Source organism: Pseudohalocynthiibacter aestuariivivens (assembly GCF_018457175.1).
Lineage (GTDB): Bacteria > Pseudomonadota > Alphaproteobacteria > Rhodobacterales > Rhodobacteraceae > Pseudohalocynthiibacter > Pseudohalocynthiibacter aestuariivivens.
Map to the genome: position 1 here is coordinate 109508 of NZ_JAGFNU010000006.1, position 26404 is coordinate 135911.

General features: G+C 53.1%; 29 protein-coding genes. 11 read left to right on the top strand and 18 right to left on the bottom strand.

The features are described from left to right. Positions 1-2: 2 nt before the first annotated feature. The 5 genes from J4E70_RS10800 to J4E70_RS10820 all read right to left on the bottom strand — a co-directional run bounded on the left by J4E70_RS10800 (position 3) and on the right by J4E70_RS10820 (position 5520). Positions 3-809 (bottom strand): DUF6782 family putative metallopeptidase, encoded by an 807-nt coding sequence (locus tag J4E70_RS10800; RefSeq protein ID WP_213889283.1) that lies wholly within the window; start codon positions 807-809, stop codon positions 3-5. 147 nt (positions 810-956) lie between these two features. Further along, the gene (locus J4E70_RS10805; RefSeq protein ID WP_213889284.1) at positions 957-1361 is read right to left on the bottom strand and encodes a c-type cytochrome; all 405 of its coding nucleotides are present in this window, start codon (positions 1359-1361) and stop codon (positions 957-959) included. A gap of 368 nt (positions 1362-1729) precedes the next feature. After that, a complete protein-coding gene (locus J4E70_RS10810; RefSeq protein ID WP_213889285.1) occupies positions 1730-3739 on the bottom strand; it encodes a hydantoinase/oxoprolinase N-terminal domain-containing protein in 2010 nt (669 codons plus the stop codon). Between the two features lie 99 nt (positions 3740-3838). Next, entirely contained in the window at positions 3839-4828 is a 990-nt protein-coding gene (locus J4E70_RS10815) for an NAD(P)H-quinone oxidoreductase (protein WP_213889286.1), read from the bottom strand. Further along, the gene (locus J4E70_RS10820) at positions 4825-5520 is read right to left on the bottom strand and encodes a COQ9 family protein (protein ID WP_213889288.1); all 696 of its coding nucleotides are present in this window, start codon (positions 5518-5520) and stop codon (positions 4825-4827) included. Before J4E70_RS10820 ends, J4E70_RS10815 begins: the two co-directional genes overlap by 4 nt. A 114-nt stretch (positions 5521-5634) precedes the next feature. Here J4E70_RS10820 and rpsU point away from each other — a divergent pair, with 114 nt between their 5' ends. Further along, a complete protein-coding gene (gene rpsU / locus J4E70_RS10825) occupies positions 5635-5841 on the top strand; it encodes a 30S ribosomal protein S21 (protein ID WP_213889290.1) in 207 nt (68 codons plus the stop codon). 147 nt (positions 5842-5988) lie between these two features. Here the strand turns inward: rpsU and J4E70_RS10830 are convergent, their stop codons facing one another. Next, positions 5989-6447, bottom strand: coding sequence for an Lrp/AsnC family transcriptional regulator (locus J4E70_RS10830; RefSeq protein ID WP_213889292.1), 459 nt, complete (start codon positions 6445-6447; stop codon positions 5989-5991). A 139-nt stretch (positions 6448-6586) separates the two neighbouring features. Between J4E70_RS10830 and ald the strand changes: the two genes are divergently transcribed. Next, positions 6587-7699 carry an alanine dehydrogenase gene (gene ald / locus J4E70_RS10835; protein WP_213889294.1) on the top strand — a complete coding sequence of 371 codons (1113 nt, stop codon included), beginning with the start codon at positions 6587-6589 and terminating at the stop codon, positions 7697-7699. Positions 7700-7757: 58 nt separating this feature from the next. Here ald and mscL read toward each other — a convergent pair whose 3' ends face one another. Next, positions 7758-8138 carry a large-conductance mechanosensitive channel protein MscL gene (mscL, locus tag J4E70_RS10840; protein WP_213889296.1) on the bottom strand — a complete coding sequence of 127 codons (381 nt, stop codon included), beginning with the start codon at positions 8136-8138 and terminating at the stop codon, positions 7758-7760. Positions 8139-8286: 148 nt separating this feature from the next. On the opposite strand from mscL, the gene J4E70_RS10845 reads away from it, so the two are divergent. Further along, positions 8287-9009, top strand: coding sequence for a glutathione S-transferase N-terminal domain-containing protein (locus J4E70_RS10845; RefSeq protein WP_213889299.1), 723 nt, complete (start codon positions 8287-8289; stop codon positions 9007-9009). Between the two features lie 7 nt (positions 9010-9016). Here the strand turns inward: J4E70_RS10845 and J4E70_RS10850 are convergent, their stop codons facing one another. The 8 genes from J4E70_RS10850 to pyk form a co-directional block, all read right to left on the bottom strand. After that, positions 9017-9463, bottom strand: coding sequence for a YtoQ family protein (locus J4E70_RS10850; RefSeq protein WP_213889300.1), 447 nt, complete (start codon positions 9461-9463; stop codon positions 9017-9019). Positions 9464-9533: 70 nt separating this feature from the next. After that, positions 9534-11945: a phenylalanine--tRNA ligase subunit beta gene (gene pheT / locus J4E70_RS10855; protein ID WP_213889302.1), complete on the bottom strand. Its 2412-nt coding sequence runs from the start codon at positions 11943-11945 to the stop codon at positions 9534-9536. Between the two features lie 108 nt (positions 11946-12053). Beyond that, positions 12054-12989: a dimethylarginine dimethylaminohydrolase family protein gene (locus J4E70_RS10860; RefSeq protein WP_213889306.1), complete on the bottom strand. Its 936-nt coding sequence runs from the start codon at positions 12987-12989 to the stop codon at positions 12054-12056. Between the two features lie 64 nt (positions 12990-13053). Beyond that, positions 13054-14127 carry a phenylalanine--tRNA ligase subunit alpha gene (gene pheS / locus J4E70_RS10865; RefSeq protein WP_213889310.1) on the bottom strand — a complete coding sequence of 358 codons (1074 nt, stop codon included), beginning with the start codon at positions 14125-14127 and terminating at the stop codon, positions 13054-13056. A gap of 181 nt (positions 14128-14308) precedes the next feature. Continuing rightward, entirely contained in the window at positions 14309-14671 is a 363-nt protein-coding gene (gene rplT, locus J4E70_RS10870; protein WP_213889312.1) for a 50S ribosomal protein L20, read from the bottom strand. 12 nt (positions 14672-14683) lie between these two features. Continuing rightward, a complete protein-coding gene (gene rpmI / locus J4E70_RS10875) occupies positions 14684-14884 on the bottom strand; it encodes a 50S ribosomal protein L35 (RefSeq protein WP_213889314.1) in 201 nt (66 codons plus the stop codon). A gap of 113 nt (positions 14885-14997) precedes the next feature. Further along, on the bottom strand, positions 14998-15222 hold the full coding sequence (locus tag J4E70_RS10880) for a hypothetical protein (RefSeq protein ID WP_213889319.1): 225 nt from the start codon (positions 15220-15222) through the stop codon (positions 14998-15000). 32 nt (positions 15223-15254) lie between these two features. Further along, entirely contained in the window at positions 15255-16700 is a 1446-nt protein-coding gene (gene pyk, locus J4E70_RS10885) for a pyruvate kinase (protein ID WP_213889321.1), read from the bottom strand. Between the two features lie 135 nt (positions 16701-16835). On the opposite strand from pyk, the gene J4E70_RS10890 reads away from it, so the two are divergent. The 5 genes from J4E70_RS10890 (at position 16836) to J4E70_RS10910 (ending at position 20024) form a co-directional block, all read left to right on the top strand. Then, a complete protein-coding gene (locus J4E70_RS10890; RefSeq protein WP_213889322.1) occupies positions 16836-17594 on the top strand; it encodes an N-formylglutamate amidohydrolase in 759 nt (252 codons plus the stop codon). 9 nt (positions 17595-17603) lie between these two features. After that, complete coding sequence (locus J4E70_RS10895) at positions 17604-17948, top strand: 5-carboxymethyl-2-hydroxymuconate Delta-isomerase (RefSeq protein WP_213889324.1); 345 nt, start codon at positions 17604-17606, stop codon at positions 17946-17948. Between the two features lie 19 nt (positions 17949-17967). Then, a complete protein-coding gene (locus J4E70_RS10900) occupies positions 17968-18276 on the top strand; it encodes a DUF1244 domain-containing protein (RefSeq protein WP_213889326.1) in 309 nt (102 codons plus the stop codon). A 201-nt stretch (positions 18277-18477) separates the two neighbouring features. Continuing rightward, on the top strand, positions 18478-19278 hold the full coding sequence (locus tag J4E70_RS10905) for a class I SAM-dependent methyltransferase (protein ID WP_213889328.1): 801 nt from the start codon (positions 18478-18480) through the stop codon (positions 19276-19278). Between the two features lie 107 nt (positions 19279-19385). Further along, the gene (locus J4E70_RS10910; RefSeq protein WP_213889330.1) at positions 19386-20024 is read left to right on the top strand and encodes a DUF5671 domain-containing protein; all 639 of its coding nucleotides are present in this window, start codon (positions 19386-19388) and stop codon (positions 20022-20024) included. A 403-nt stretch (positions 20025-20427) separates the two neighbouring features. Here the strand turns inward: J4E70_RS10910 and J4E70_RS10915 are convergent, their stop codons facing one another. The 3 genes from J4E70_RS10915 to dgcN all read right to left on the bottom strand — a co-directional run bounded on the left by J4E70_RS10915 (position 20428) and on the right by dgcN (position 23341). Then, on the bottom strand, positions 20428-21279 hold the full coding sequence (locus tag J4E70_RS10915) for a D-amino-acid transaminase (RefSeq protein ID WP_213889333.1): 852 nt from the start codon (positions 21277-21279) through the stop codon (positions 20428-20430). Positions 21280-21290: 11 nt separating this feature from the next. Then, positions 21291-22256 carry an N-acetyl-D-Glu racemase DgcA gene (dgcA, locus tag J4E70_RS10920; protein ID WP_213889334.1) on the bottom strand — a complete coding sequence of 322 codons (966 nt, stop codon included), beginning with the start codon at positions 22254-22256 and terminating at the stop codon, positions 21291-21293. Between the two features lie 83 nt (positions 22257-22339). Further along, positions 22340-23341 (bottom strand): N-acetyltransferase DgcN, encoded by a 1002-nt coding sequence (dgcN, locus tag J4E70_RS10925; protein WP_213889335.1) that lies wholly within the window; start codon positions 23339-23341, stop codon positions 22340-22342. A gap of 322 nt (positions 23342-23663) precedes the next feature. Here dgcN and J4E70_RS10930 point away from each other — a divergent pair, with 322 nt between their 5' ends. The 3 genes from J4E70_RS10930 (at position 23664) to J4E70_RS10940 (ending at position 26392) form a co-directional block, all read left to right on the top strand. Next, on the top strand, positions 23664-24620 hold the full coding sequence (locus J4E70_RS10930; RefSeq protein WP_213889337.1) for an L-malyl-CoA/beta-methylmalyl-CoA lyase: 957 nt from the start codon (positions 23664-23666) through the stop codon (positions 24618-24620). A 27-nt stretch (positions 24621-24647) separates the two neighbouring features. After that, a complete protein-coding gene (locus J4E70_RS10935) occupies positions 24648-25265 on the top strand; it encodes a lysophospholipid acyltransferase family protein (RefSeq protein WP_213889339.1) in 618 nt (205 codons plus the stop codon). A 164-nt stretch (positions 25266-25429) separates the two neighbouring features. Then, positions 25430-26392 carry an acetyl-CoA carboxylase carboxyltransferase subunit alpha gene (locus J4E70_RS10940; RefSeq protein WP_213889340.1) on the top strand — a complete coding sequence of 321 codons (963 nt, stop codon included), beginning with the start codon at positions 25430-25432 and terminating at the stop codon, positions 26390-26392. Positions 26393-26404 lie beyond the last annotated feature (12 nt).

Here is a 26404-nt window from a genome sequence, read left to right on the forward strand (position 1 = left end):
TTCTAGCGCGCAGGCAAATCACATTTGTATCGGCTGCCATCCGGTAAGACGCACACGTTCTGCAAAAGACTGTCAGACCGCAATCCGTAACTCTGTATTGTATTCGTGCGATCCAATTCGTCGTAGTAGAACATACATGTCGCCAATTCATAGGTGTCCCGCCGCCACTCGGACGTAAACCATTGATCAAACGCTGCCGTTAAAGCGGCATCTGCTGTCCCATCGTTGCCGGCAATCTCCGCATAAGATTGAGCGACATCGTTATAGTGGCCAAGATGTTCCAGGGCATACCAAGGGCCTGAATACCCCAATTCTTTCATTCTCCAGATTTCATGTGCTGTGACGGCCATCGCATCGGCTTCAATAACATAGGTAAAGCGCACCTCTTCCTTCACATCAAAACGTGCCGATTGGCAAAAACCCCTTGAATACTGGTCCAAGTGACGAAGCTCGTGGGTTAAAATCACGACCGTTTCATCAAGGTTTAGAGAAAAATGCAAAGCAATCAAATTCAGTGCAGCATCGAAAAATCCGAGCTCCGGGGCCGAGCGATCTTCGATGCAGATTGCTGTTTTCTGGTCCCTTGCAAGATCTAGAAAAGGATTTCCCTCGGGATAAATGCTGTCGATGATATCCAGCACGGTTCTTAATCTGGTTTGGTCTGGCGAGACAGCGCTTGAATCAACTGTTATCAAACATTTCTCGCTGGCATTGCGATGCCAACTCGCAAGCTGTCGTTCACGCCCATCTGCCAATGAAGCACTGACAGGAAGCCAGGCAGCTAAAAAAATTAAAACTCCGAAACGCATAGCCCCCACAATCTAATTGTTATGGTTTGCAGTAAACTTTGTGGGAACTGGATAAGCAAACGTAGACTCAGAGCAATCCAAGTTGGTGCCGCCGGTTCCAGCGCCTTCGCAAGATCGAAACGGCGGCATGTAGTTTAACGTTCACCTCTATTGCTGGATAGATTCCAGATAATAAGCAATCGATAACACCCGACCACGAATAATCGTTTCAGCACCGTAAACCCCAGCATCTTCCATGACCGCATCTTTGTACTGAAGGCCCCAGATCGGCATCTCAGTACCATGACCGCGCACACCTGTACGACCGTCAATGGAATGGATTACCCTCAGCATCGGGAAAACGCCGTCATTTCCCTGCTTCAACATTGTAAGATCCGGAACTTTAATTGTCATGAATTCTGCCATTTCTCCGTCGCCTAAAGCGTTTGGTCCGTGGCAGCCAGAGCAAGACTGCATATATTCATTCATTCCACCTTCATCGGCCCCTGCGGAACCAGCCAGAGCCATTCCGGATGCTATCAGGAATGCGGTGGCGATTGGTCTAACGTTCATTACAATTCTCCCTACGAAACCGGCCATGCGACAAGCAGGCCCTAGGGGGTAAGCGCCAGATTCTCGGGCTATAGCAACCCCCCTCAGTTCAAGTCTATGGATGGAAGCGGCCCACTCATTGATAAATATCAATGTTTATGGTCGAAACAGGCAGAAAAATTTCCAATAAGAAAATATCGACAATCGAAGTGATGGCTTTATTTGGCAACTGTCGCTCGCGATCTGACCCCGGCAACCAACTGGTCTGCAAGTTTTTTAAATGTGTATGCTCTCGAATTTACAACGCCTCTGTCTAACACAGGTTTAAAGAGTCAAATTTAGGAATTTTGACACTTGTTTCAATGGGCTAGCCTTCCATCCCAAATCAGCTACCCTTCGGCGATTCTCGGCCGTCCGGATACAGTAACTGTCACGTCTGCATCCAGAAAATCATCAGCACCACTTTCACCAGTGCGCCGAATGTCGCGGTCTATGCTAATATGCAAATCTTCTGCACCAGCAGTCTTTGCCCCTTGTTTAGCAAGCTTGGTTAAATGATCTTCCGCGTAGTGCATTGCTTCAGTTTCGCTTGAGAAATCCTTTATACCGTCAGTCTGATGCACCCTGAACTGACCCTTTGAAGGGGATGTTATTGTCGCGGTTTCGCGAATGCTGATCTGGCTTACGACCGCACCCAGCGCGTTCGCGATTTCCGCATGCTCAGGCAAAATCATTGGGGCGCGAAGCCTGTCACCAACTGCGGGATAGTAAGCATGGGCAGACGCCCCCAAACCTATGACCGGAATGTTTAACCGCACATCGGTCGCGACAAGTCCACTGTGCAGAATCAGGCCTTGCTTTAGCAATTCATGCACTGCCAAATCAGCCGGGTCGCCCTTGAAAGCGGGATCTTCTGCAAATGCGGTCTCAAGCAGCAAGACTGACGTCTGCTCGGTCAACTGATCCACAATCGCCTGTGCAAGTTCTGTTGAAACAGATGCAAGCCTGTCTCCCGTGTTGGTCCGCTTGCGACCAAACAGATGCAACGCTTTTTCAGCTGCGCTTTTGTCCCAGATATCCATACGCCCCAAAACGTGGCTCGCGTCAGAAGGCGTGGCTGCCGAGATCATCACTAGACCACGTTCCACCAAACGCTTCAGGGCTGCATTCTCCATACGATTTTGCATTAAACCTGAAAGTGCGCGCGCTTCTTCCCCGATCCTCGCCAAAAGCGCCGCTTCACGTTCAGATAACCCGGCCAGTGAACGATCAGCGCGCAAGATAGGCACCACAAAGCGTCCGTCGGTTTCCATATTCACCTCAGAAGACAATTGTCGATCCAAGGTGTCGTGGACAAGGTCTGGCCAGTTTTGCGCCGTAAGGGAAACAGGAACAACCCTTTGCGGCCCAAGAAAGAGGCGACCTTTCAAACCCTTATTGTGGAGATGCAATTCTGAATCACCGCCAAGACCACTTGTGCGCATGGCCACCGCCTCAACCATCGTGCGGAAGGCCCCAACACGCGCCCCTGCGGGGTCAATCATGGGTTTGCCATCACGCAACAGCGCTACGTCTGTCGTGGTACCGCCAATATCAGACACCAGCGCATTCGGCTCTCCTGTCAACCAACTTGCACCAACAATCGATGCGGCTGGGCCTGACAAAATAGTTTCAATTGGCCGCTCGCGCGCCATGTCAGCAGAAATCAATGCACCGTCGCCACGAACAACCATAAGCGGGGCATCGACCCTCCGTGTGGCGAGTAAATTTTCCGTCGCAGAAATCAAATGGTCGATCATGCCAATCAACCGGGCATTCAGCACGGCCGTCATTGCCCGCTTTGGGCCATTTAGTTTTGAAGAAAGATGATGCGAGCAGGAGACTGGCTTGCCAGTCACATCCTTGATCAAAGCCTGCGCCGCTAGTTCATGCGCCGGGTTTCGGGTTGCAAAGGCGCTTGCCACAGCAAACCCGGAAATCTGAGTGCCGTGCTGTTTCAGCCAATCTCGCAGCGTTTCAATTTCCAGTAGGCAGACTTCGCCACCTGCATGATTATGGCCCCCGGCAAGGCGCACGACGGGATCACCCTTCAGCGACTCGGAAAGGCCCTGACGCTCCAGATCTTTTTCGTCGAATCCAATAAAAACCAGCGCCACACGGCCACCCTGCCCTTCAACAAGCGCATTGGTCGCAAGCGTCGTGGAAAGCGAAACCATAGCGATGTCACCGGGCTTTGCACCGCTTTCATCCATCACGCGTTCGATTGCCGCGCCGACGCCTTCCGCCAGATCATGACGTGTGGTCAGCGACTTGGCCTTGGCCAACACGTCACGCTCGTCACGGAGCAGAACCGCGTCTGTGTAGGTGCCGCCGGTGTCTATCCCCATCATCAACGCCATATGCGTTTCCTTTTCATGTCCGCACAGCGTTAAAACCCGATCCACAAGCCAAAGTCAGGTGAAAACCCGACATGCAGGCCCGTTTTCCGACAATTCCGATCAGGAGATTTTCAGAACGAGCTTTCCGATATGGCCAGAACTTTCTATCCGCGCATGTGCCTTGGCGGCCTCTGCGAGTGGAAACTCGGAATCCATGACTGGCGCTACACGGCCCGATGCAAGCAATGGCCAAACCTGATTTCGCAGTTCTTCTGCGATCCGTGTTTTCGCAAGGTCGGACTGAGGTCTGAGGGTCGAGCCAGTCAAAACAAGACGCCGCATCATAATCTGCGCGAAATTAAGGGCAACCTTCGGTCCCGTCAGGAACGCGATCTGAACCAAACGTCCTTCGTCCGCCAGCGCCTTTACATTGCGTGGGATGTAGTCCCCGCCCACCATATCAAGGATAAGGTTCGCCCCGCCTTCTGCACGCAGAACTTCGACAAAATCGTTTTCTTTATAATTTACGGTCTGCTCCGCGCCGAGAGTGCGGCAGGCTTCACATTTTTCTTCTGACCCGGCTGTTGTAAAAACCCGAGCACCGAAGGCACTCGCGAGCTGAATCGCTGTCGTGCCGATACCGGAAGACCCGCCATGGACGAGAAAGCGTTCCCCAGCACACAATCCGCCGCGCATAAAAACGTTGGACCAGACGGTGAAAAATGTTTCCGGCAGGCAGGCCGCCTCTTTCATACCCATACCCTCTGGCACGGGAAGCGCATGGGTTGCTGGTGTTTTCACATACTCGGCGTACCCGCCACCGGGCAACAGGGCGCAAACTTCGTCGCCCACGGCCCATTCGCTGACACCTTCACCAATCGCTGCAACATGGCCTGCACCTTCCAAACCCGGCAGATCGCTTGCTGTCGGCGGCGGCGCATAACTTCCGGCCCGCTGCAACGCATCCGGGCGGTTCACGCCAGCATAATTAAGGCGAATCAATATCTCACCATATTTCGGCACAGGAGTGGGACGGTTTGTCAGTTTCAGAACGTCGGGGCCGCCGGGCGTAGTGATTTCTACGGCGCGCATTGTGTCAGGAAGCGTCATGGAGTCTCTTTCACATCATCAGCCCATTGGCCGGGTACATCTTGCATCGGGCGCGCAGCAGGTGCGCGAACCCGACCTAAAGTCGCTTCAAACATCCGGCTGATCAACGGGTTTTTCTGCATAGTGGCTTTAAATTTTTCAAACTGCATTACATCTTCGATCCGACGATCCAAAAACGCCCAAGTCGCAGTGTGACCTTGTGTTTCATCCCCAAGCCAGAACAGAACGGTCGAGCCGTATACCGCGGAAAGCGTTGCGCGTTTCGTATACCAGTTCACATCGTCTGAACTGTCACCGAGCTTCATCCATATCGCATCTGCAGTCCCCCAAATCAGTTTCGCACCATCCGCCGCATACTGCGGTAGTGAAAACAATGCGGAACCGCGCCTTACAAGGTCTTTGTCATCGATAGCTTCCAGTCTGAAACGCACCGCAGCGGCGATTTTATCCCGAAATCGCAGGTCAGTAAGATCTTCTGTACCCAGACGCTCCACCATTGCCGCGTCACCCGCTTTGTGAAAGGCGATCGCAAGATCGACAGCCCCCCTTGGACACAGTGAACGCGCAAGCGAGATATCCACACCCACATCATCCGCTGCGGCCTTGAAGGTTGCATCGCTCCACCCATCAAAGGCAACATGGGGCAAAGCAGCGGCGAGCAAGTCGTCAATTATTGGATTTTTGTTTTGCATTTTCAGTCTCAATCTTGGGTCTGTTCCAGTAGTAGACAAGTCTGCACCGCTTTGCTATACGGCGGCTTCCTGCAATTTTTGCAAACTCAAACTTAGAAAGGTGGTGAAAACCACATGCAGGTCAGTGTTCGCGACAACAATGTCGATCAGGCGCTTCGTGCCCTGAAGAAAAAGCTGCAACGCGAGGGTGTCTTTCGCGAGATGAAACTCCGTACAGCTTACGAAAAACCGTCCGAGAAAAAAGCACGTGAGAAAGCCGAAGCAATTCGGCGTGCTCGCAAGCTGGCTCGGAAAAAAGCACAGCGCGAGGGAATGCTCTAAGCGTCCGCTTTTTTGTGAACCTGGGTAGCTTCGGTTGCCACTTAATGACCCCCGCGGCCTCGCCCCGGGGGTTTTTTGTATCCCTAAGGCAACACGTGTTGCAAGCGCCGGAGCCTCCGGCGGGGATATTTAAGGAAAAAGGTTTGGTCAGACTGGCAAAGCCGTTGTCTTGCAAACCGTGCGCAACGCAAAGCTAGACTGCATCTGCGCAACCCCGGGAAGGCGCGCGAGATAGCGGCGGTGAATCTGAGCAAAATCTTCAGTGTCGAGCGCGACTACTTTCAACAAATAATCAGCGGTGCCTGCCATAAGGTGACATTCCAGAACATCGGGTATTTTGGCAACCTGACGTTCAAATGCGTCAAGAACTTCATCTGCCTGCCCCGAAAGCGTAATTTCCACAAAAACGGTGGTCGGCCGACCCAGTTTGCGCGGGTCAAGAAGTGCAACATAGTCTTTTATGTAGCCATCCGTCTCTAACCGCTGCACACGGCGGTGGCACGCAGAAGCCGAAAGATTGACCCGCTCCGCCAGTTCAGAATTTGACATACGTCCGGTCTTTTGTAACTGAATCAGAATACGACGATCTATGCTGTCCAAGCTCATAACGCGCATTTTTCTTTCAAAAAAGTATAATATTTTAGATGATACATCGAAAAATAATGATTTGCATCATTGTTTTTCCCAAACAATTGCGCTGAAACCTCGACAATATGGCAAGCAGTTAGACAGGGAGGAGAACCCCATGAAAATCGGTTGCCCAAAAGAGATCAAACCACAGGAATTCCGTGTTGGCATCACACCAAATGCAGCACAAGAGGCCGTAGGCCGCGGCCACAGCGTTGTCATTGAAACAAGTGCCGGTGTCGGTTCAGGTTTTAGCGACGAAGATTATGTCGCTGTTGGCGCCAGTATTCTTGGCACCGCAGAGGAAGTGTTTGCCACCGCAGACATGATCGTAAAGGTCAAGGAACCTCAGCCTGTAGAGCGTAAAATGCTACGCGAAGGGCAGTTGCTCTTCACATATCTGCACCTCGCCCCTGACCCCGCGCAAACCAAAGACCTTCTCGAAAGCGGCGCGACTTGTATCGCATATGAAACAGTGACGGATGACCGGGGTGGTCTGCCGCTGCTTGCCCCGATGTCCGAAGTTGCCGGGCGGCTCGCGCCACAAGTTGGGGCGTGGACGCTGCAAAAGGCCAATGGTGGGCGTGGTGTTTTGATGGGTGGCGTACCTGGTGTTGGTCCGGCACGCGTTGTCGTTATTGGTGGTGGTGTCGTTGGCACACATGCAGCAAAGGTCGCTGCCGGTATGGGCGCGGATGTGACTGTGCTTGATCGGTCTCTGCCTCGCTTGCGCTATCTTGATGATGTCTTTGGCGGCTTGTTCAAGAACCAGTATTCCTCCGCAGGAAGCACGATCGAACTTGTTCGTCAGGCTGACTTGGTTATTGGGGCCGTGCTCGTTCATGGTGCGGCTGCACCAAAACTGATTTCACGTGCGCAGTTGTCTGAAATGAAGCCGGGTGCTGCAATTGTCGACGTGGCAATTGATCAGGGTGGTTGCTTTGAGACATCGCACGCAACAACGCATCAGGATCCGATTTATGATGTTGATGGCATCATGCACTATTGCGTTGCAAATATGCCTGGCGCAGTGGCCCGTACGTCAACCATTGCCCTTGGGAACGCCACGTTGCCATTCATGCTGGCTCTTGCGACCAAAGGCTGGAAGAAAGCCTGTGCAGACGACAAGCACCTGCTGAACGGTCTGAACGTGCATGCTGGCAAACTCACCTATGCAGCCGTCGGAGAGGCACTTGGCCTTGAGACAGTGGACGCCAGTTCTGTTCTTTAAAACAGATAAATAATGAAAAACGGCCAGCTTATTCTGCTGGCCGTTTTTCATCGGAGGCTTACTTTTTGAGCGAGTCGCGGATTTCCATAAGGACATCCAGCTCGCTGGGGCCCGGATCAGCCACTGGTGCCTCTTCTTCTTTCTTCTTTGCGCTGTTTACTGCTTTGACGAGCATGAAGACAACAAATGCGATAATCAGAAAATTGATGATGGCCATAATGAAATTGCCATAAGCAAATACAGCGCCATCTTCGCCTTCGCCCAGTTTTACACCCATACTGGAAAAGTCGATACCACCTGTAAACAAACTGATGATCGGGTTAATCAGGTCAGCCACCAGCGACCCGACAATTGCGGTGAACGCCGCACCGATAATGATTCCAACGGCCATGTCCATGACGTTGCCCTTGGCGATAAAATCTTTGAACTCATTTAACATATTTGCATCCCTTGTCCTGTTCGGTGCGCCGGTCTTCTGGTTCTGTTCGCCTGCGCACGGCAACTATGCACATATCGCTAGTAAATTCGAGTAGGTCTCGGGGAATTCATACCTACATCTCCCCCTAAGTGAATTAAGGAGATTTAACATGAACGCGCTTGGCAACTTCCCAATTACAAAGCGTTGGCCCGCCGAAAATCCCGAAATATTGCAGCTTTATTCGTTCCCCACCCCGAACGGGGTAAAAGCATCAATCATGCTCGAAGAGATAGGCCTGCCATACGAGGCTCACCGGATCACGCTTTCAGATGCCGATGTGAAAAGCCCTGAATTCCTGTCACTCAACCCAAACAACAAGATCCCGGCTATTGTAGATCCGAATGGCCCAGACGGCGCACCAATTGGCTTGTTCGAAAGTGGCGCGATCCTGATTTACCTTGCAGAGAAATCGGGCAAGCTTCTTCCGGCTGACACAGCTGGGCGCTATCAGGTTCTGCAATGGCTAATGTTTCAAATGGGCGGCGTTGGGCCAATGTTTGGCCAAATGGGATATTTTACCAAATTCGCAGGGTCGGAAATCGATGATCCTCGCCCGGCAAAACGTTACATTGACGAATCCAAACGCATTATTGGCGTGATTGACCGGCAACTCGAAGGTAGACGCTGGATTTCCGGCACCTACTCCATTGCCGATATTGCCATTGCACCCTGGCTGCGTACCGTGCGTGATTTTTACGAAGCTGGTGAAGCGGTAGGTTGGGACACTCTCAAAAACATACCTGCATACCTTGATCGCTTTTTGGAACGGCCTGCCGTTCAGGCCGGGTTTGTTCAGCCCCCGCGTGAAGAAATCATAACGACTGCTGCGTAGATAAGGTTCAGCCCGGCAAGCTGCCGGTCAAAACGTAACGCAGTATTTCAACAACCTGACGCGGCTCCTCGGCAACAGCCAGGGCAGCCGCGTCAACCTCTTTAAGCGCATGGCTGTGATCCGGCCCATGCAGAACAATCAGCGATTTGCCCAGTGCGGCGGCGTATCCTGCGTCAAAGGCTGCGTTCCACTGTTTGTATTTTTCACCAAACCGCACAACTACCACGTCTGCATCCGTAATTCCTTTGCGGGTACGGATCGCATTCACTTTTGCGCCTTTGTTATCATACCAGAACTTGTTTGGCTCGGCCCCCAGAATCGCAACACCACAATCATCAGATGATTCATGATCGGTCACCGGGCTGTCAAAACTAACATCCAGCTTTGCCGCCCCCTCAATGATCTGCTCGCGCCAATCGGTATGAATTTCACCTGACAGATAAACCTTCAGCATCTCGCGTTCTCCCTAAAAGGGGGTTACCCCTTTCTTTTTCCTAAAAATATCCCCGCCGGAGGCACAAAGCCTATCCGCGCAAAACACCGCCCGTTGCCTTGGCGACTTTCTCAACGATCCTCAGTCCAACCGCCTCGATATCTTTCTCGGCAAGGGTTTTGTCTTTGGGTTGCAACCGCACCGTTATCGCGAGCGATTTCTTGCCTTCTCCCAGCTGCGCCTCGGCCTTTTCGCCTGTGAATTCGTCAAACAACCGAACGCTTTCAATCAACACCTTATCGGTGCCAGCGGCGGCATTCACCAGCGCCAGCGCTTCAACATCCTTGTCAACGACAAAGGCAAAGTCACGCTCTACTGCCTGAAGGTCGCTGATGGCCAATGCTGAACGGGTCGCAGATTTGTTTTTAGGGAAGGGTGGTTCTTCGAGGAACACGGTGAAGCCGACAGCAGGGCCTTTTACATCCATCGCAGCCAGTACTTTAGGGTGAATTTCACCAAAGACCGCCAGCACCTTTTTAGGTCCCAGACAAATCTTGCCACTACGCTCCGGATGCCAGAAATCCTGCACACCGCGCAATATCTGTACTTTTGCGGGTGCGCCGATCGCTGAAAGCACCGCTTCGGCGTCCGCTTTCGCATCATAAATATCGACGGGGCGGCGGCTGCCGTGCACGTCTTTCGCGTTTGTGTGGCCAACCAAAATACCTGTTGCTAAAAGATGCTGCTCCCCGGGCTCACCACCATGAAACGCTGGCCCTACTTCAAACAACGCAAGGTCCATGAACCCACGTGCCTGATTACGTGCAGCCGCTTGCAGCAATCCGGGTAAAAGTGCGGGACGCATATGGCTCATCTCGCTGGAAATCGGGTTGTCCAGCATCGTTGCAGTGTCACCACCGCCAAACAATGCGGCACTTTCCTGATCGATGAAGCTATAGGTCACGCATTCATTGTAGCCGAGCGCCGCAGACGTTCGCCGCGCCATGCTTTCGCGGTTTTGCATCGGGGTCAGAATGGCTTTGGGCACCCCAACCGAAGCCCGCGCCATTGGCCGTCCTTCCAGTTTGGTCAGCGAGGCGACGCGCGCCACCTCTTCCACCAGATCGGCGGAGCCCTGTACATCAGGCCGCCAACTCGGCACATGCGCCATGTCACCATCAAGCCTGAAGCCAAGTGCTGTGAGTGTCTCGCGCTGCGTATCGGCAGCAATCTCCATACCAACAAGCGATTGCACGCGATCCGTATCAAGCTTGTAAGCCCGCGAGGTATCGGGCACCTCACCTGCAACCACAACGTTTGAGGCTTCGCCACCGCAAAAATCGAGTATCATCTGCGTCGCAAGCTCAATCGCCAGAGCGTTAAACGCGGGGTCGATCCCGCGTTCGTTCCGATACCGCGCATCGGAATTGATTTTGAGCACCCGTCCAGTTTTTGCGATCTGGATCGTGTCCCAGACAGCAGCTTCAAGAAACACATTTTGGGTTTCAGTGGTGCAACCGGTGTGCAATCCACCCATGATACCGGCAATGCTTTCGATACCATTGTCATCCGAAATCACGACCATACCTTCAGACAAGGTATAGTCCTTCTCATCCAATGCTGTCAGGGTTTCGCCGCCTTTCGCGCGATGCACCCGAAGGTTGCCCTGCACTTTGTCCGCATCAAAAACGTGCAGAGGGCGGTTCTGATCCACGGTGAAAAAGTTTGTAATATCAACAAGCGCCGAGATTGGCCGCAGCCCAATCGCCCGCAGCCATTTTTGCAGCCATTCGGGGCTTGGGCCATTTTTCACGCCTTTAATCAGGCGACCCATGAAAACCTCGCAACCGTCTGTGCGGGTATCATCGTCAATGCTGACAGTGATCGGGCTGTCGAATGTGCCTGCCACATTGGCTGTTGGTGCGGGCTTCAATGTACCAAGACCACGCGCTGCCAGATCACGCGCAATACCACGCACACCCAGCGCATCCTGACGGTTTGGTGTAATCGCAATATCAATCACGGGGTCCACTTTGGCCGGATCAGTTTCTGCAAGGTAGTCGACAAATTTCTGACCAACGGTGCCGCCTGACAGCTCGATAATCCCATCGTGCTCGTCAGACAGTTCCATTTCACGCTCTGACGCCATCATGCCGTGGCTTTCGATGCCGCGGATTTTGCCGATCTGAATGGTGGTGTCGATGCCGGGCACGTAGGTGCCGGGTTTGGCGACAACAACGGTAATACCTTCGCGCGCGTTTGGTGCACCACAGATGATCTGTTTCACACCTTCATCGGTTTCCACCTGACACACGCGCAGCCGGTCAGCATCGGGGTGTTTCTCTGCCGATTTCACATAGCCAAGGGTAAACGCGCCCAGCGTATTCGCAGGGTTCATTACCTCTTCCACCTCAAGACCAAGATCAGTGAGGGCATAAACGATGTCATCAAGGCGCACCTCGGTATCGAGGTGTGTTTTCAGCCAGGAGAGTGTGAATTTCATAAATCGGTCTCCGCATGCTCTTCGAGCAATATTTATCATGGCAGGCGTTCAACCTGTCCAAAGTTCCCCGTGCGTTTAACGGATATTACCGGGAACGAAAAGGCCCGCTTAGCCCGGATCACGGATCAGGCTTTGGCACATGCAATGAACACCGCCGCCGCCTTGGGTGATCATCGACAGATCAGGGTCATAAACCGCAAAACCATGCGCCTTCAGCGCGGCCTTCAGCGTTTTGGAACCCTCGGGTAAAAGAACCCTGTCGTCACCCAGTGCGACGACGTTACAGCCAAGCTCCATGGTTTCCTGAAACGGTACCGGGATGATCTCTATATTCTTTGCGCGCAGCCATTTCACGATCTCGGGGTCGGTGCAGTCCAGACATACGGCAGCCAGTTTAGGCGCCAGCATCACCACCATAATGTCGATGTGCACATAAAAGGGGTCGATGTCGGCCAGTTTCACTTCCCAGCCTTCCGCCTCGAACCAGCCTTGCAATTGCAGTGCAGCCTGTTCCTGACTGCGGCCTTCATTCCCTTCCCAGCCGATCAGCACGCAACCGGGTTCAATCACGTTGAAATCGCCACCCTCGAAGGTGCCTGCGGTTATGTAGTCGTAAATCGGGATGCCAAGGCGCTGATAGGTTTCGATCGCGCGAAAGTTTTCGCCGCGCCGCCACCACTGCGCCATGTTGGTGATGATCGCGCCGTAGGGCGTCATGATAGAACTGTCGCGCGCGTAGACCTGATAGGGCAGATGCGGATCACCTGCGTGGGAATGCACCTCTACCCCGGCGGACTGATAAGCAGACACCATTTCCGCAAACTGTGCCTTGGCAGTGTCCAGGTTGAATTCCACCCCGCGCCGCAACGATTTTTTGGAGACAGAGCTTGTTTCCAGCCATTTATAGTTTTCGATTGGGCCGAGAAGGACCGAGCGCAAAACCCCATAGTCAGAATCCGCACCCCAGGCGTTCAGCTTGGATGTGCCGCCGCCTTCACACCGGCTCCGCAATTGAAATTCTGATGCTGCAACGCGCTGATCCATGCTTGACCCCCTGTCGATGTTTCGGACAGAGCGTCAGCGGTTCAGAGTTATGAGTCAAGCATTCTTAGCGGCTAAGGCCACCGTGCAGCGTTGGCATATCAAGCGCGCTGAACCCGTAGTGGCGCAACCAGCGCAGATCACTGTCAAAGAACGCGCGAAGGTCCGGAATGCCGTATTTCAGCATCGCGATCCGGTCGATCCCCATTCCAAAGGCAAAGCCTTGCCATTTGTCCGGGTCAACGCCACCAGCTTGCAGCACCTTGGGGTGCATCATGCCGGAACCAAGCACTTCCATCCAGTCGTCGCCTTCACCGATACGCAACTGCCCATCAACCCAGGAACACTGAATGTCCACTTCGGCCGAAGGTTCCGTGAACGGAAAATGCGACGCGCGAAAGCGGGTTTTGATACCGTCAATTTCAAAGAACGCTGCAAAGAATTCCTCCAGTACCCATTTGAGGTTTGCCATAGAGATGTCTTTGCCAATTGCCATACCCTCGATCTGATGGAACATCGGTGTATGGGTCTGGTCATAATCCGAACGGTACACCCGCCCCGGTGCGATCACCCGGATGGGCGCACCCGTCTTTTCCATCTCACGGATCTGAACCGGGCTTGTGTGGGTCCGCAACACATGTGGCGGACGGTCATCATCGGCAGCGCGGTGCATGTAAAACGTATCAAATTCCTGCCGCGCTGGGTGATGCGGCGGGATGTTCAGCGCATCAAAATTGTACCAGTCATTTTCAATCTGCGGGCCTTCGGCAACGGTAAATCCCATATCGGCGAAAATCGCAGCAACTTCTTCGGTGACTTGGGACACCGGATGAATGGTGCCTTCACGTCTGCCGCGACCAGGCAGTGTAACATCAAGCCATTCTGTGCGAAGCCGTTCATCAAGCGCCTTATCGGCAAGCCCTGCTTTTTTCGCTGCTAGTGCTGAGTTGATCTCGTCCTTCAGTGCGTTCAGCTTTGGTCCGACGACAAGCCGTTCTTCCGGAGTCATCTTGCCAAGCTCGCGCATTTTCAGCGCAACTTCGCCCTTTTTACCCACGGCTTGCACGCGCAAATCTTCCAGCGACGCCTCATCTGCCGCCCCGGCGATTGCATCCAGATACTTTTGCCTCAGATCGTCCATCCGATCCTCCAGTTTGTTTCGCACGTGCTACCACAAGATTGCCGGAGTTCAAGCCGTTGCTGTTTCTCTGTGAGATTTGAGAGGAAGACTGGCTGCAGGCAAGCGAAGGTGTTTAAAAAGAAAAGCCGCGAGTCCCGATCACGGGCTCGCGGCTAAATCATGTCCCGAAAGAACGGGGTTCTTACGCGAGCGCGGCCTTCGCCTTATCGACGATGGCTGTAAACGCTTCAGGCTCGTGCACGGCGAGATCAGCCAGAACCTTACGGTCGACTTCGATCCCGGCCAGCGAAAGACCGTTGATGAAGCGAGAATAAGTCAGTGCTTCATCATGGCTGCGCACGGCTGCGTTGATCCGCTGGATCCACAAAGCACGGAAATTGCGCTTGCGGTTCTTGCGGTCGCGGGTTGCATATTGATTTGCTTTATCAACAGCCTGGGTTGCGGTGCGGTAGTTTGTGCTACGGGCACCATAATAACCTTTAGCGGCTTTGATGATTTTCTTGTGACGGGCGTGGGTTACGGTACCACCTTTAACGCGTGACATATCGGCTTCTCCTTAGCGATCGTATGGCATGTAGGACTTGACGATTTTCGCGTCAGGTGCGGACAGGGTGGTTGTCCCGCGTGAATTACGGAGAAACTTGTTTGTCCGTTTGATCATGCCGTGGCGTTTGCCTGCCTGACCAGCTTTGACCATTCCGGAAGCTGTCACTTTAAAGCGCTTCTTAGCGCTCGACTTTGTCTTCATCTTCGGCATTTCCGTCTCCTCTTTAAGCGGTTCAGACGCGACTCGGCATGCCAACTTGGCCGGTCGCGCAGTCAGAGAGCGCCGTATATGCGCCAATAGCCTTAGTTACAAGTGAAAAATCGCTAGTTCACCATCATCGAAAAGACCCGAACAAAAGCTGCCGGGATATCCTGGAAGCTGTAGCCGCTGGGTTTCTGAAAAATCGCAATAGCAATCATCACGCCGCTGACCGCGAACAAGAAAAACGCTGCTTTTGGTGCGCGACTTTCAGAAAACGCATTAATAAGCGATGGAAAAGCAAGCCCGGCCAGAACAAGGCCAAATACAAGAAACAGATCAGAGTCCACGTCGCGCCCCCTAAGGCTCAATCATGGAAACACTATTCCGGATCGGTACGAAAAATCAACCTTTCCTCGCAAGGTGCGACACGCAGGATATTTGTTGTTCCCGGTATGTTGAATGGCACCCCTGCAGTGACAACAATCTGGTCTTTTTCAGTCGCATAGCCACCTTTGCGTGCAGCGCGAGCAGCACTTACAACTGCAGATTTAAATCTGTCAACTTCTCCGGTTCGAACGCAGTTGGTTCCCCAGCTCAAACACAGACGCCGGGCTGTACGTTCCAACGGCGTTAAAGCAATGATCGGCACGCGAGGCCGTTCACGCGCGACAAGCAACGCAGTTGTACCCGATTGCGTGAAACAGCAGATCGCCTTGATATCGGTCGTTTCTGCAATTTCACGCGCCGCAGCAACAATGCCATCCGCAATTGTTTTACGGTCTGCCTTGCGACTTGCCTCAATCACTTCGCGATACGTCGGATCACACTCTACCTCTATGGCGACGTTATTCATCGTCATCACCGCCTCGACCGGGTAACTCCCCGCCGCCGATTCAGCTGACAGCATAATCGCATCTGTGCCTTCATAGATTGCGGTTGCAACGTCAGAAACCTCTGCCCGTGTAGGCACCGGACTTTCGATCATGCTTTCCAACATTTGTGTTGCCACGATAACGGGTTTTGCCGCTGCTCGGCACGCCCGAACCAGACGTTTCTGAATAGGCGGTACATTTTGGACCGGCAATTCTACGCCCAGATCGCCCCGCGCAACCATAATCCCGTCAGAGGCTGCTAAAATTTCTGTAAATGCAGTGACCGCGGAAGGTTTTTCAATCTTCGACAAGATCGCAGCCCTGCCTTTAGCCAGTTCTCGCGCTTCCTCGACATCTTCAGGACGTTGCACAAAAGACAACGCCAGCCAATCGACGCCCAAATCGCAGACAAACTCCAGATCTGCGCGGTCCTTTTTCGACAACGCAGCCAGCGGCAACACCACATCAGGGACATTCACGCCCTTTCTGTTTGAAATTGTCCCGCCAACGACTACGCTGCAGTTTGCGAAATCTGCACCGCAGGTATCTACCTTCAAGCGAATCTTACCGTCGTTGACCAAAAGGCTTGCACCTGGTTCAAGCGCGTCAAAGATTTCCTTGTGCGGAAGCTGAACGCGGTTCGCATCGCCTGGTTTGTCGTCAAGATCAAGACGGAACGTCTGCCCCACCTCAAGCTCTTCTTCCTCGTTTGCGAAAACACCGCAGCGTAGTTTTGGCCCCTGAAGGTCAGCCAGAATTGCAATGGGTCTACCCAAGTCTTTTTCAATTTGCCGAATTATGGCGTGACGTGCCCGAATTTCTTCGTGGTCCCCGTGGCTCATATTCAGGCGGAATACATCGGCACCTGCCTCAAACAGTGCCCTTATTGTCTCGTAGTCATTCGATGCCGGGCCCAGTGTAGCCACGATCTTAACATTTCGAAGGCGCCTCATATTGCCCCGTTCCTTGTATTAGTGTGTCATGTCTGGTGAGCCGGCACCTTATATGGCGCAAAATCAGCAACGTGACAACTGGCGCTTTTCAAACGCATTGCGTAAAGAGAATGAGCCGAAATTTTTAACAGAATCATGACGTATCACCAACCAGCCAACTACCACCCGTTTCACATCATCGGCGCAGACCGCCCCGCGCGCTGGGTCGTCACTTGTGACCATGCAACCAACACCGTACCAGCAGAAGTCGGCGGAGGTGATCTTGGCCTGCCCTCCGAAGATATGGCGCGCCACATTGCGTATGATGTTGGGGCCGCTGGTGTTACATGGGCCCTAGCAGAGCTGCTGAATGCGCCTGCAATTCTAAGCAACTTTTCGCGCCTCGTGATTGACCCGAATCGGGGCGAAGACGACCCGACGCTTTTGATGAAGCTTTACGACGGGACAATTGTTCCAGCCAACCGCCATGCAGACGGAGAGGAAATCGAGCGTCGTCTCAACGCCTATTACCGCCCGTATCACGACGCGTTGACCAAATTGATTGCGTCCCGTGAGACACCGGTGATCCTTTCAATCCACAGCTTTACACCTCAGCTGAGCGGGCGCTCGCCACGTCCATGGCACGTCGGGCTTCTCTATGCTGATGACACACGTCTTGCGCTGCCATTGCTGGACCGTCTGAGCAAAGAAACTGATCTTTGCATTGGTGCAAATGAGCCCTATGGCGGGCACCTGCCCGGTGATGCGATTGATCGGCACGCAATCGACAATGGCCACCCGAACGTTTTGATCGAAATCCGTAACGACCTAATCCGGACCGACGAACAACAGGTGGCTTGGGCGGAAAGGCTGGCACCAATCCTTCAGGAAGTTCTTGCCGAGACCGGCCTATAGAAAGAAACGATGCCGCATATTGTTGTTGAATATTCCGCTACACTCGATCAATCGCATGACATGCAGGCGCTATGTGAAAAACTTTTCAAAGTGGCGTGTGACAATGGAATTTTCCCGGACACTGGCGCAGTCAAGGTGCGGGCACTGCCTTGCCCCTATGTGTATATTGGCCAGGAGCCGCAAAGCTTTGCCCATGCCACCGTTCGCCTTCTGTCAGGGCGTGACACGGAATCAAAGGCGCGCCTAACAAACTTGATTTTAAAAGCGCTCGTCGCCACATTGCCTGATGTCGGAAGTCTGACAGTCGACATCAAAGACATTGACCGCGAAACCTACGCGAAACGCGTCCTGTAAACAGAGCAAGGAATCTATGATGGACAAAGCCACACGAACCGAACTGGAAGCTGCCGCGTTTCGTCGTCTGCGGGATCATCTAAGAGAACGGACAGACGTCCAGAACATCGATATGATGAACCTTTCAGGGTTCTGCCGGAATTGCCTTTCAAGATGGTATCAGGAAGCTGCCAACGAACGCGGCATTGAGATGAGCAAGGAAGAAGGCCGCGAGGCGTTTCTCGGAATGCCCTCTGCCGAGTGGAAAGAAAAATACCAAGCCGAAGCCAGCCCTGAAAAACAGGCCGAGTTCGAAGTCGCCTTCCGAGAAAATGTGGGAGAGCGGTAAGGCTTCAAATATCTGCTCGTTGGATGGACACAAAAAAACTGATGGTGCTGAGACCAGAGCCTGCAACTGTTCCAAAAATGAAAACCTTTGTGCCCGGTCAGCGTTGGGCCTTTAGTTGCCGTTATATGCGAACGGCGTTGCCAGAATCTGTCGCCAGTGGCAGGATCATCAAAGGAAATGAGAAATAGAAGTGCCTGACCGATGAGTGATCCTGTTCCCACTGAACTGCTCGAGGCGGGGCGAGGCTATGAAAGACTTTTCGTGCCCGCTCTGTTTGCACCTTGGACCAAACATCTCCTTGAAGCGGTAGGGGTGCACGAAGGTGACCACGTTCTTGATATTGCCTGTGGTACCGGCGTGCTCGCACGGGATGCCCTGTCTCGCGTTGGCGTCGCTGGCAGTGTCGTCGGTGTTGACGCGGCACCGGGTATGATTGCAGCGGCTAAGGAATTGGAAGCCAACATCGATTGGGTGCTCGGTCATGCCGAAGCGCTAGCGCTGGAAGACGCATCTTTCGACTGCACCATGTCACAGTTCGGGATGATGTTTTTTGAGGACCGGGAAGCGGCAGTTCACGAGATGTTTCGGATCCTCAAGCCCGGCGGCAAACTCGCGATTTCGGTGTGGAACACGATCGAGGAGAACCCCACGTATGAAGAGATCATTTCCGTCCTGCGAGAACATGTTGGCGTAGCTGCGGCAGACGCTGTGCATCTGCCATTCACATTGGGAAACCATGGCGACGTTATGACTTTGCTTGAACGTGCGGGTTTCAGCGATATCATTGTCGAAACGAAGGTCGAGTCCGCCCGTTTCCCAAGTTCGCAGAGCATGGTCGAAGCCGAACTTCGCGGTTGGCTACCTCTATTCGATATTCATCTTGGAGAAGCCAGGATTAAAGAAGTTCTTGAACACTCAGACCGGACGCTTTCGAAATATGTGGTCCAATCTGGCGAAGCGGTTTTTCCGACTTCGGGGCATGTTATTTCAGCGAGAAAGTGAAACTGTAGTAAGTACCAAGCTAACTAATTACCTGTCATTGCGCGATCATGCCTCTTTTGGCTATCTTACATTTAGAAAAACCATCACTTGCTTTAAGGCTGACCAACATGCGCCCAGCTGATCAAATAGCCGTTTTTGTACATGACGCCCTTGCCGCTGGCAGATCGCGTGATGAAATTTCTGAGGCACTGGCAAAAGCGGGGTGGGCCCCGAACGAGATATCTGACTCTTTAAATGCCTGGGTGGACAGTGATTTTTCGCCGCCAGTGCCGCGACCTCGCGCGTACGTTTCGGCGCAAGAAGCATTTTTCTACGGCCTGATGTTTGCTGCTTTGGGTATGACCGCGTGGCATTTAACCACTTTATCCTTCAACCTGATTGACCGCTGGCTTCCCGATCCCTCAGATATCCGGCCCGCCAGCTACGCGCTTGGACAAATGCGTTGGTCGATCGCCTCGCTTATCGTCTTTGCGCCGCTTTTTCTTATCCTGAATACTCGTGCAACGCGCGAAACCCGCGTTGACCCTGGTAAAAGCCGGTCTGGCGTCAGGAAATGGTTTGGATACATCACGCTGTTTATCGCATCAATCTCTTTGCTGGGTGATCTGATGTACGCGATCTTTGCCTTGTTGAGCGGTGATCTAACCTTGCGCTTCATTGCGAAGTCAATTGTTGTTGCTGTCGTTGCAGGTATCATATTTTTCTATTTCAGCAAGGAAACCAACGAGAAAAAAGATGCGCTCTGAGTACCTCCCCCAGATCCTGATCGCGCTGATTGTAGTTGTAGCCGTCATCGTGGGACTGGTTGTCGTTGGGGGCCCGACCGCGGGGCGCATGGAAAAACGTGACGAAGCACGGATAACCGACCTCAGAGAGTTAGCTTCATTCGTTGAATGCGTTGCCGATTCAAATCAGAATACGCTTCCCGAAGAACTCGGACAAATCGAAAGCTGTAGCAGAGATGTCCGCCTTTCAGATCCTTTTACTGATGTGCCCTATCGATATGAACCTATCTCACCAACAGCTTTCAGAGTGTGTGCGGAGCTCGAAAGGCCAGGCGCAGCAACGCAAACCAGTTGGCATAACTGGGAATTTGAACCGTCTACAGGGTGCCTAACGGCTTCATATCTCCGATAAGCCAGAAATATATCAGACCGCGACCTTCTGACTTTCATCGAGATAAATTTCGCGCAGGCGTTTTGCAACTGGACCCGGCGTTCCATCGCCAAGCTCTGCCCCATCAACGGAAACCACCGGCATAACAAAAGCAGAAGCAGATGTTGTAAAGGCTTCATCCGCGTCCATCGCCTCTTCAATGGTGAAAGGGCGTTCTTCGACTTCCATCTGGGCCTCGCGCGCGAAACGCAGAACGGCAGCGCGGGTGATCCCGTGCAGAATGTCAGTTGAAAGCTGACGGGTGATAATCCGGCCATTCTTGACGATATAGGCGTTGTTGCTTGTGCCTTCGGTCACGAAACCATCTTCGACCAGCCAGGCGTCATCCGCACCTGCAGCCTTTGCCATCATCTTACCCATAGACGGGTACAGCAACTGCACGGTTTTGATGTCGCGGCGCCCCCAGCGGATATCTTCAATCGAAATGATCTTGGCACCTTTTTTCGCGGCCGGACTGTCGATCAACGTTTTTGACTGGGTGAACAGCACAAGCGTTGGGGCAACACCTTCGGGGAAAACAAAATCCCGGTCTGCGGCTCCGCGCGTCACCTGCAAATAGACGAGGCCTTCGTCAACTTCGTTCAGACGCACCAGTTCACGGTGAATTTTAAGCAATTCATCCATGGTGCAGGGTGCTGCCATATCAAGCTCGTTCAGAGACCGCTCCAGCCGTTTGGCGTGACCTGCAAAATCAATCAGTTTACCGCCCAGAACGCTGGTTACTTCGTATACACCATCAGCAAACAGAAATCCGCGGTCAAAGACTGAAACCTTGGCGGCCTCTTCCGGCACGAAAGATCCGTTTACATAAACTGTCCGGCTCATCTTATCTCTCCTCAACCCCAAAGTTCGGCCACAGGTGGGTGTACCCCGGCGTCGTCAAACTGCAATGCGTTATCGCGGTCTTCGGCTAACAGAAGCGGCCCGTCAAGGTCTGTTACCAATGCACCCTGCGCAACAAGCGTCGCAGGGGCCATTGCAAGTGAAGATCCAACCATACAACCAACCATAACGTCGTAGCCTTGCTTCAACGCCTCGTCGCGCAAGGCAAGCGCCTCGGTCAACCCGCCAGTTTTGTCGAGCTTGATGTTCACTACGTCATACTTACCCTTCAAATCAGGCAGGCTCGCCCGGTCGTGGCAGCTTTCGTCTGCACAGACGGGCAAAGGCCGCTCGATTTCTGAAAGCATGTCGTCCGCACCCGCAGGAAGCGGCTGCTCCACAAGCTCAACACCAAGCCGCAGCAGGTGGGGCGCGAGGTCCGCATAAACCTCAGCTGTCCAGCCTTCGTTCGCATCAACAATGATGCGGGATTTCTGTGCGCCTGCTCGCACGGCTTCAAGCCGCCCCATGTCGTCGGGCGTGCCGAGTTTGATTTTCAGCAATGGACGGTGTGCATTCTTGGCTGCCTGCGCACGCATTTTTTCCGGGGTGTCGAGCGACAAGGTATAGGCCGTAATCTCCGGCCCAGGTTTCGCAAGACCCGCCAACTGCCATACACGCTTGCCTGCATGTTTTGCCTCCAGATCCCAAAGTGCGCAGTCAACAGCATTGCGCGCGGCACCTGCGGGAAGAAGACCAGCAAGCGACACCCGATCCAAATCTGATGGCAAACTTGCGATCTGATCCGCCACAGACTCGAGCATTTCGCCGTACCGCGCATAAGGAACACATTCCCCCCAGCCAGTTTTTTCGCCTTCTGTCGCGCGTACGGTCAGCACTTTCGCTTCGGTCCGTGACCCCCGCGAAATCGTGAAAACCTGCGCCAGCTTGAACACATCCGGGGTGATTAAGAGTTCCATATGTTGCCTCCCGGCATCTGGCGTTTCCTTGTAGGCACTCTTCACCCGAGTGGAATGTTTTTGCAAGGAAACGTAGAGAGGTTTCAGAGCGTGGCGAGTGCATCCACCAGACGCGCCGCCCCCTGACGGAACGGGTCAACCGCAGGAATGCCCATGCGTGCCTCAACCTCTGCCAGATAGCTAAGTGCTTCATCATCGCTCAGGTGTTGCGTGTTCACAGAAACACCGACAACCTGACAGGCCGGGTTTGAAACCCGTGCCAAAGGCAAAGCAGTATCACGCAGCTCTTCCAGCGAGGGCAAATCATATCCCGGCAGACCACGCATGTGGTTGCGTGTCGGCTCATGCGCAAGGATCAACGCGTCTGGCTGCCCACCGTGGAGCAACGCCATCGTGACACCAGAATAGGAAACGTGAAAAAGTGACCCCTGCCCTTCAATGTGATCCCAATGATCGTCGTCATTGTTGGGCGTAAGATATTCAACAGCACCCGCCATAAAATCGGCGATCACTGCATCAAGTGGCACACCTTGGCCTGTGATCAGGATACCAGTCTGACCCGTCGCGCGAAACGAGGTATTCATTCCCCGTTTCTGCATCTCGGCATCCATCGCCAGAGCAGTGTACATTTTGCCAACGGAACAGTCCGTCCCAACCGCCAGGCAGCGCTTTCCCGTACGCTTTTCACCATTCGCGATTGGGTACCAGACCGTCGGAACCCGCACGTCGTGCACGGTGCCGCCGTGAGTTTGCGCAGCGGCGACAAGATCACCTTCGTCGCGCAACAGGTTGTGCAAACCAGAAGCAAGGTCAAACCCCATCTCGAGCGCCTCAATCAGCACAGCTTTCCATGCTGCTGAGATATAGCCGCCGCGGTTGGCGACACCAATGACCAGTGTTTTGGCGCCAGCGGCTTGCGCTTCTGCAAGGCTGAGATCCTTAAGCCCAACGTCGGCGCCACATCCGGGTAACCGAAACTGACCAACGGCGTTTTCAGGGCGCCAATCCTTGATACCCTGCGCAACTTTTGCTGCGAGTTGGTCCGGCGCATCGCCGAGAAAAAGAAGGTATGGTGTTTCGATCATGTCAGCCCCCAGAAAAATCAGTCTCTATTATTCACAATTTTGGCAGGGAATATTTCGCAAGATACGTGGCAATATTACTTATTGATGCACGTTTATTCGTGAGAATTAGAATTTCTTAGAATAATATATACTCTTTTATTCACAATACTTCATTTTTCTCCTCTCACCAAATTTGATTCTAAACAAACTATCGCGAGTAGCTCTTTATAGTCGCTTAGCTTGAATTGCTGCAGTTGCAAGCAATGCTGCTTGCGCAGCATGACGCAATATTCTATCCCTCCAGCAATCCATAACGTAACATCATTACCGAGAGGCCAATTCTATGAGCTTTCGCATTCAACCCGCTGCTCCAGCCCGTCCGAACCGTTGCCAATTGTTTGGCCCGGGCTCGCGCCCCGCGATCTTTGAAAAGATGGCCGCTAGCGCCGCAGATGTTATCAACCTTGATCTGGAAGACTCTGTCGCCCCTTCCGACAAAGATAGTGCGCGTGAGAATGTTATCGAAGCTATCAGTGGTGTTGATTGGGGAACCAAAACCCTGAGCGTCCGGATCAATGGTCTCGATACACCCTACTGGTACAAAGATGTCGTTGATCTGATGGAACAGGCGGGCGACCGGTTGGATCAAATCATGATTCCGAAGGTGGGGTGTACAGCAGATATCTATGCGGTTGATGCCCTGGTCAGCGCCATCGAGGCCGCAAAGGGGCGCGCAAAGCCGATCAGTTTTGAAGTGATTATCGAAAGTGCTGCTGGTATCGCGCATGTGGAAGAAATCGCTGCATCAAGCCCGCGACTTCAGGCGATGTCATTGGGTGCTGCGGATTTTGCTGCGTCGATGGGCATGCAGACAACCGGAATCGGCGGCACGCAAGAAAACTATTACATGTACCGTGAAGGCGAAAAACACTGGTCCGACCCGTGGCACTGGGCGCAGGCTGCAATTGTTGCGGCATGTCGCACACACGGAGTTTTGCCTGTCGACGGCCCCTTTGGCGATTTCAGCGATGATGAAGGCTTTCGCGCACAAGCCCGACGCTCGGCCACTTTGGGTATGGTTGGCAAATGGGCGATCCACCCAAAGCAGATTGCAATCGCGAACGAGGTCTTCACACCCTCAGAGGAACAGGTTACCGAGGCACGTGAAATCCTTGCTGCAATGGAAACCGCAAAGGCGAACGGCGAAGGCGCAACTGTCTACAAAGGTCGTTTGGTTGATATCGCGAGCATTAAACAGGCCGAAGTGATTGTCCGGCAGTCAGAAATGATTAACGATTAAGACACATAGGAATTCGGGATAGGCGCGATGGAAAAACCACTGACGCTTTTGCACACAGCAACGGTGCATCACGCAACCTTTTCAAAACTGGCAGAGCAAATTGCGCCAAATTTGGAACTTGTACAGCACATCCACGAAGACTGGCTGACGCGCGCGCGTGAAAATGGCATGGATTCTGCTTTGCATGCAGAGATTTCTGAGTTGGTGCAAACTGCAGACGGCCCTGTTGTTTGCACCTGCACAACTTTGGGCCCGGTCGCAGAAGAGCTTGGTGCTATCCGAATAGACCGGCCCATGATGAGTGCAGCGGCGCGGCGTGGTGGAAAAATTCTGATGGTATTTTGTCTGGAAAGCACGCGGACCCCCAGCACTGAGCTTTTGGAACAGGAAATTGAAGCGACTGATTCAGACGCAACGATCATACCAATGTTCCTTGAGCAGTTTTGGCCCTTGTTTGAAGCTGGTGAAAACGAGGCGTTTCTGGCCTGCATTGCCGGGGCCGTGAACGCATATGTTGTTGACCATCCTGACACAAACACCGTCGTGCTTGCGCAAGCATCGATGGCTGGCGCGTCTTCTTTATTGAGCCAGCTAAAGATGCCGGTTCTGACTTCGCCTGGAATTGCCCTTCAAGCCTTTGCTTAAAACTGATACGCAATTCGCATTAATTAATTTTTTTGATTGATCGAACTTGGAAACGCAGGAAAATCCCACTCGCCATAGGCTTATCTGCGCGTCATAATCTTGCTGAGTTGCATTGCGCAGCGGGTATTGCCATATACGGACAGATCAGGTTTCCGGAGTAGATTATGACCCACTATCTCGAATTCGAAAAGCCGCTTGCCGAAATTGAAGGCAAAGCCGAAGAACTGCGCGCCCTTGCGCGTGCGAATGAAGAGATGGACGTCGAACAAGAAGCCGCCGGGTTGGATAAAAAGGCGGCGACCATGCTGGTCGACCTCTACAAAAACCTTTCACCATGGCGCAAATGTCAGGTCGCGCGCCACCCTGACCGTCCGCATTGCAAAGATTACATAAATGCGCTGTTTAAAGAATACACGCCACTCGCCGGAGACCGTAATTTTGCGGATGACCACGCAGTCATGGGTGGGCTTGCACGGCTTGGCGATACCGCGGTGATGGTCATTGGCCACGAAAAGGGCAACGATACGAAAACTCGTATCGAGCGCAATTTCGGGATGGCACGGCCAGAGGGGTATCGTAAAGCGATCCGGCTTATGGAAATGGCCGATAAATTTGGCCTTCCGATCATCACACTTGTAGACACCCCGGGTGCATACCCCGGCAAAGGCGCAGAAGAGCGCGGCCAGTCAGAGGCGATCGCACGCTCAACCGAAAAATGTTTGCAGGTCAAAGTGCCGTTAATTTCGGTTATCATCGGCGAGGGCGGGTCTGGCGGTGCAGTAGCATTCGCGACGGGCAACAAAATTTTGATGCTCGAACATTCAATCTATTCGGTGATCAGCCCTGAAGGATGTGCCTCTATCCTTTGGAAGGACGCGGAGAAAATGCGCGAAGCGGCCGAAGCATTGCGTCTGACTGCGCAAGATCTGCTTAAACTGGGCGTAGCAGATACAGTCATCAAAGAACCTGTTGGTGGCGCACAACGCGACCGTACCGCTGCAATAGAAGCAGTAGGTCGTGCACTGGAAACAACGCTGGCAGAACTTTTAAAGAAAAAGCCTGATGCGCTGGTCAAGGACAGACGAAAGAAATATCTGGATCTCGGATCAAAGGGGCTCGCTGCATAACCTGGAAAAAGG

Excerpts from the sequence above, each read along its gene's own strand:
- J4E70_RS10800 (WP_213889283.1), bottom strand. The coding sequence starts at position 809 with ATGCGTTTCGGAGTTTTAATTTTTTTAGCTGCCTGGCTTCCTGTCAGT.
- J4E70_RS10805 (WP_213889284.1), bottom strand. The coding sequence starts at position 1,361 with ATGAACGTTAGACCAATCGCCACCGCATTCCTGATAGCATCCGGAATG.
- J4E70_RS10810 (WP_213889285.1), bottom strand. The coding sequence starts at position 3,739 with ATGGCGTTGATGATGGGGATAGACACCGGCGGCACCTACACAGACGCG.
- J4E70_RS10815 (WP_213889286.1), bottom strand. The coding sequence starts at position 4,828 with ATGACGCTTCCTGACACAATGCGCGCCGTAGAAATCACTACGCCCGGC.
- J4E70_RS10820 (WP_213889288.1), bottom strand. The coding sequence starts at position 5,520 with ATGCAAAACAAAAATCCAATAATTGACGACTTGCTCGCCGCTGCTTTG.
- rpsU (WP_213889290.1), top strand. The coding sequence starts at position 5,635 with ATGCAGGTCAGTGTTCGCGACAACAATGTCGATCAGGCGCTTCGTGCC.
- J4E70_RS10830 (WP_213889292.1), bottom strand. The coding sequence starts at position 6,447 with ATGAGCTTGGACAGCATAGATCGTCGTATTCTGATTCAGTTACAAAAG.
- ald (WP_213889294.1), top strand. The coding sequence starts at position 6,587 with ATGAAAATCGGTTGCCCAAAAGAGATCAAACCACAGGAATTCCGTGTT.
- mscL (WP_213889296.1), bottom strand. The coding sequence starts at position 8,138 with ATGTTAAATGAGTTCAAAGATTTTATCGCCAAGGGCAACGTCATGGAC.
- J4E70_RS10845 (WP_213889299.1), top strand. The coding sequence starts at position 8,287 with ATGAACGCGCTTGGCAACTTCCCAATTACAAAGCGTTGGCCCGCCGAA.
- J4E70_RS10850 (WP_213889300.1), bottom strand. The coding sequence starts at position 9,463 with ATGCTGAAGGTTTATCTGTCAGGTGAAATTCATACCGATTGGCGCGAG.
- pheT (WP_213889302.1), bottom strand. The coding sequence starts at position 11,945 with ATGAAATTCACACTCTCCTGGCTGAAAACACACCTCGATACCGAGGTG.
- J4E70_RS10860 (WP_213889306.1), bottom strand. The coding sequence starts at position 12,989 with ATGGATCAGCGCGTTGCAGCATCAGAATTTCAATTGCGGAGCCGGTGT.
- pheS (WP_213889310.1), bottom strand. The coding sequence starts at position 14,127 with ATGGACGATCTGAGGCAAAAGTATCTGGATGCAATCGCCGGGGCGGCA.
- rplT (WP_213889312.1), bottom strand. The coding sequence starts at position 14,671 with ATGTCACGCGTTAAAGGTGGTACCGTAACCCACGCCCGTCACAAGAAA.
- rpmI (WP_213889314.1), bottom strand. The coding sequence starts at position 14,884 with ATGCCGAAGATGAAGACAAAGTCGAGCGCTAAGAAGCGCTTTAAAGTG.
- pyk (WP_213889321.1), bottom strand. The coding sequence starts at position 16,700 with ATGAGGCGCCTTCGAAATGTTAAGATCGTGGCTACACTGGGCCCGGCA.
- J4E70_RS10890 (WP_213889322.1), top strand. The coding sequence starts at position 16,836 with ATGACGTATCACCAACCAGCCAACTACCACCCGTTTCACATCATCGGC.
- J4E70_RS10895 (WP_213889324.1), top strand. The coding sequence starts at position 17,604 with ATGCCGCATATTGTTGTTGAATATTCCGCTACACTCGATCAATCGCAT.
- J4E70_RS10900 (WP_213889326.1), top strand. The coding sequence starts at position 17,968 with ATGGACAAAGCCACACGAACCGAACTGGAAGCTGCCGCGTTTCGTCGT.
- J4E70_RS10905 (WP_213889328.1), top strand. The coding sequence starts at position 18,478 with ATGAGTGATCCTGTTCCCACTGAACTGCTCGAGGCGGGGCGAGGCTAT.
- J4E70_RS10910 (WP_213889330.1), top strand. The coding sequence starts at position 19,386 with ATGCGCCCAGCTGATCAAATAGCCGTTTTTGTACATGACGCCCTTGCC.
- J4E70_RS10915 (WP_213889333.1), bottom strand. The coding sequence starts at position 21,279 with ATGAGCCGGACAGTTTATGTAAACGGATCTTTCGTGCCGGAAGAGGCC.
- dgcA (WP_213889334.1), bottom strand. The coding sequence starts at position 22,256 with ATGGAACTCTTAATCACCCCGGATGTGTTCAAGCTGGCGCAGGTTTTC.
- dgcN (WP_213889335.1), bottom strand. The coding sequence starts at position 23,341 with ATGATCGAAACACCATACCTTCTTTTTCTCGGCGATGCGCCGGACCAA.
- J4E70_RS10930 (WP_213889337.1), top strand. The coding sequence starts at position 23,664 with ATGAGCTTTCGCATTCAACCCGCTGCTCCAGCCCGTCCGAACCGTTGC.
- J4E70_RS10935 (WP_213889339.1), top strand. The coding sequence starts at position 24,648 with ATGGAAAAACCACTGACGCTTTTGCACACAGCAACGGTGCATCACGCA.
- J4E70_RS10940 (WP_213889340.1), top strand. The coding sequence starts at position 25,430 with ATGACCCACTATCTCGAATTCGAAAAGCCGCTTGCCGAAATTGAAGGC.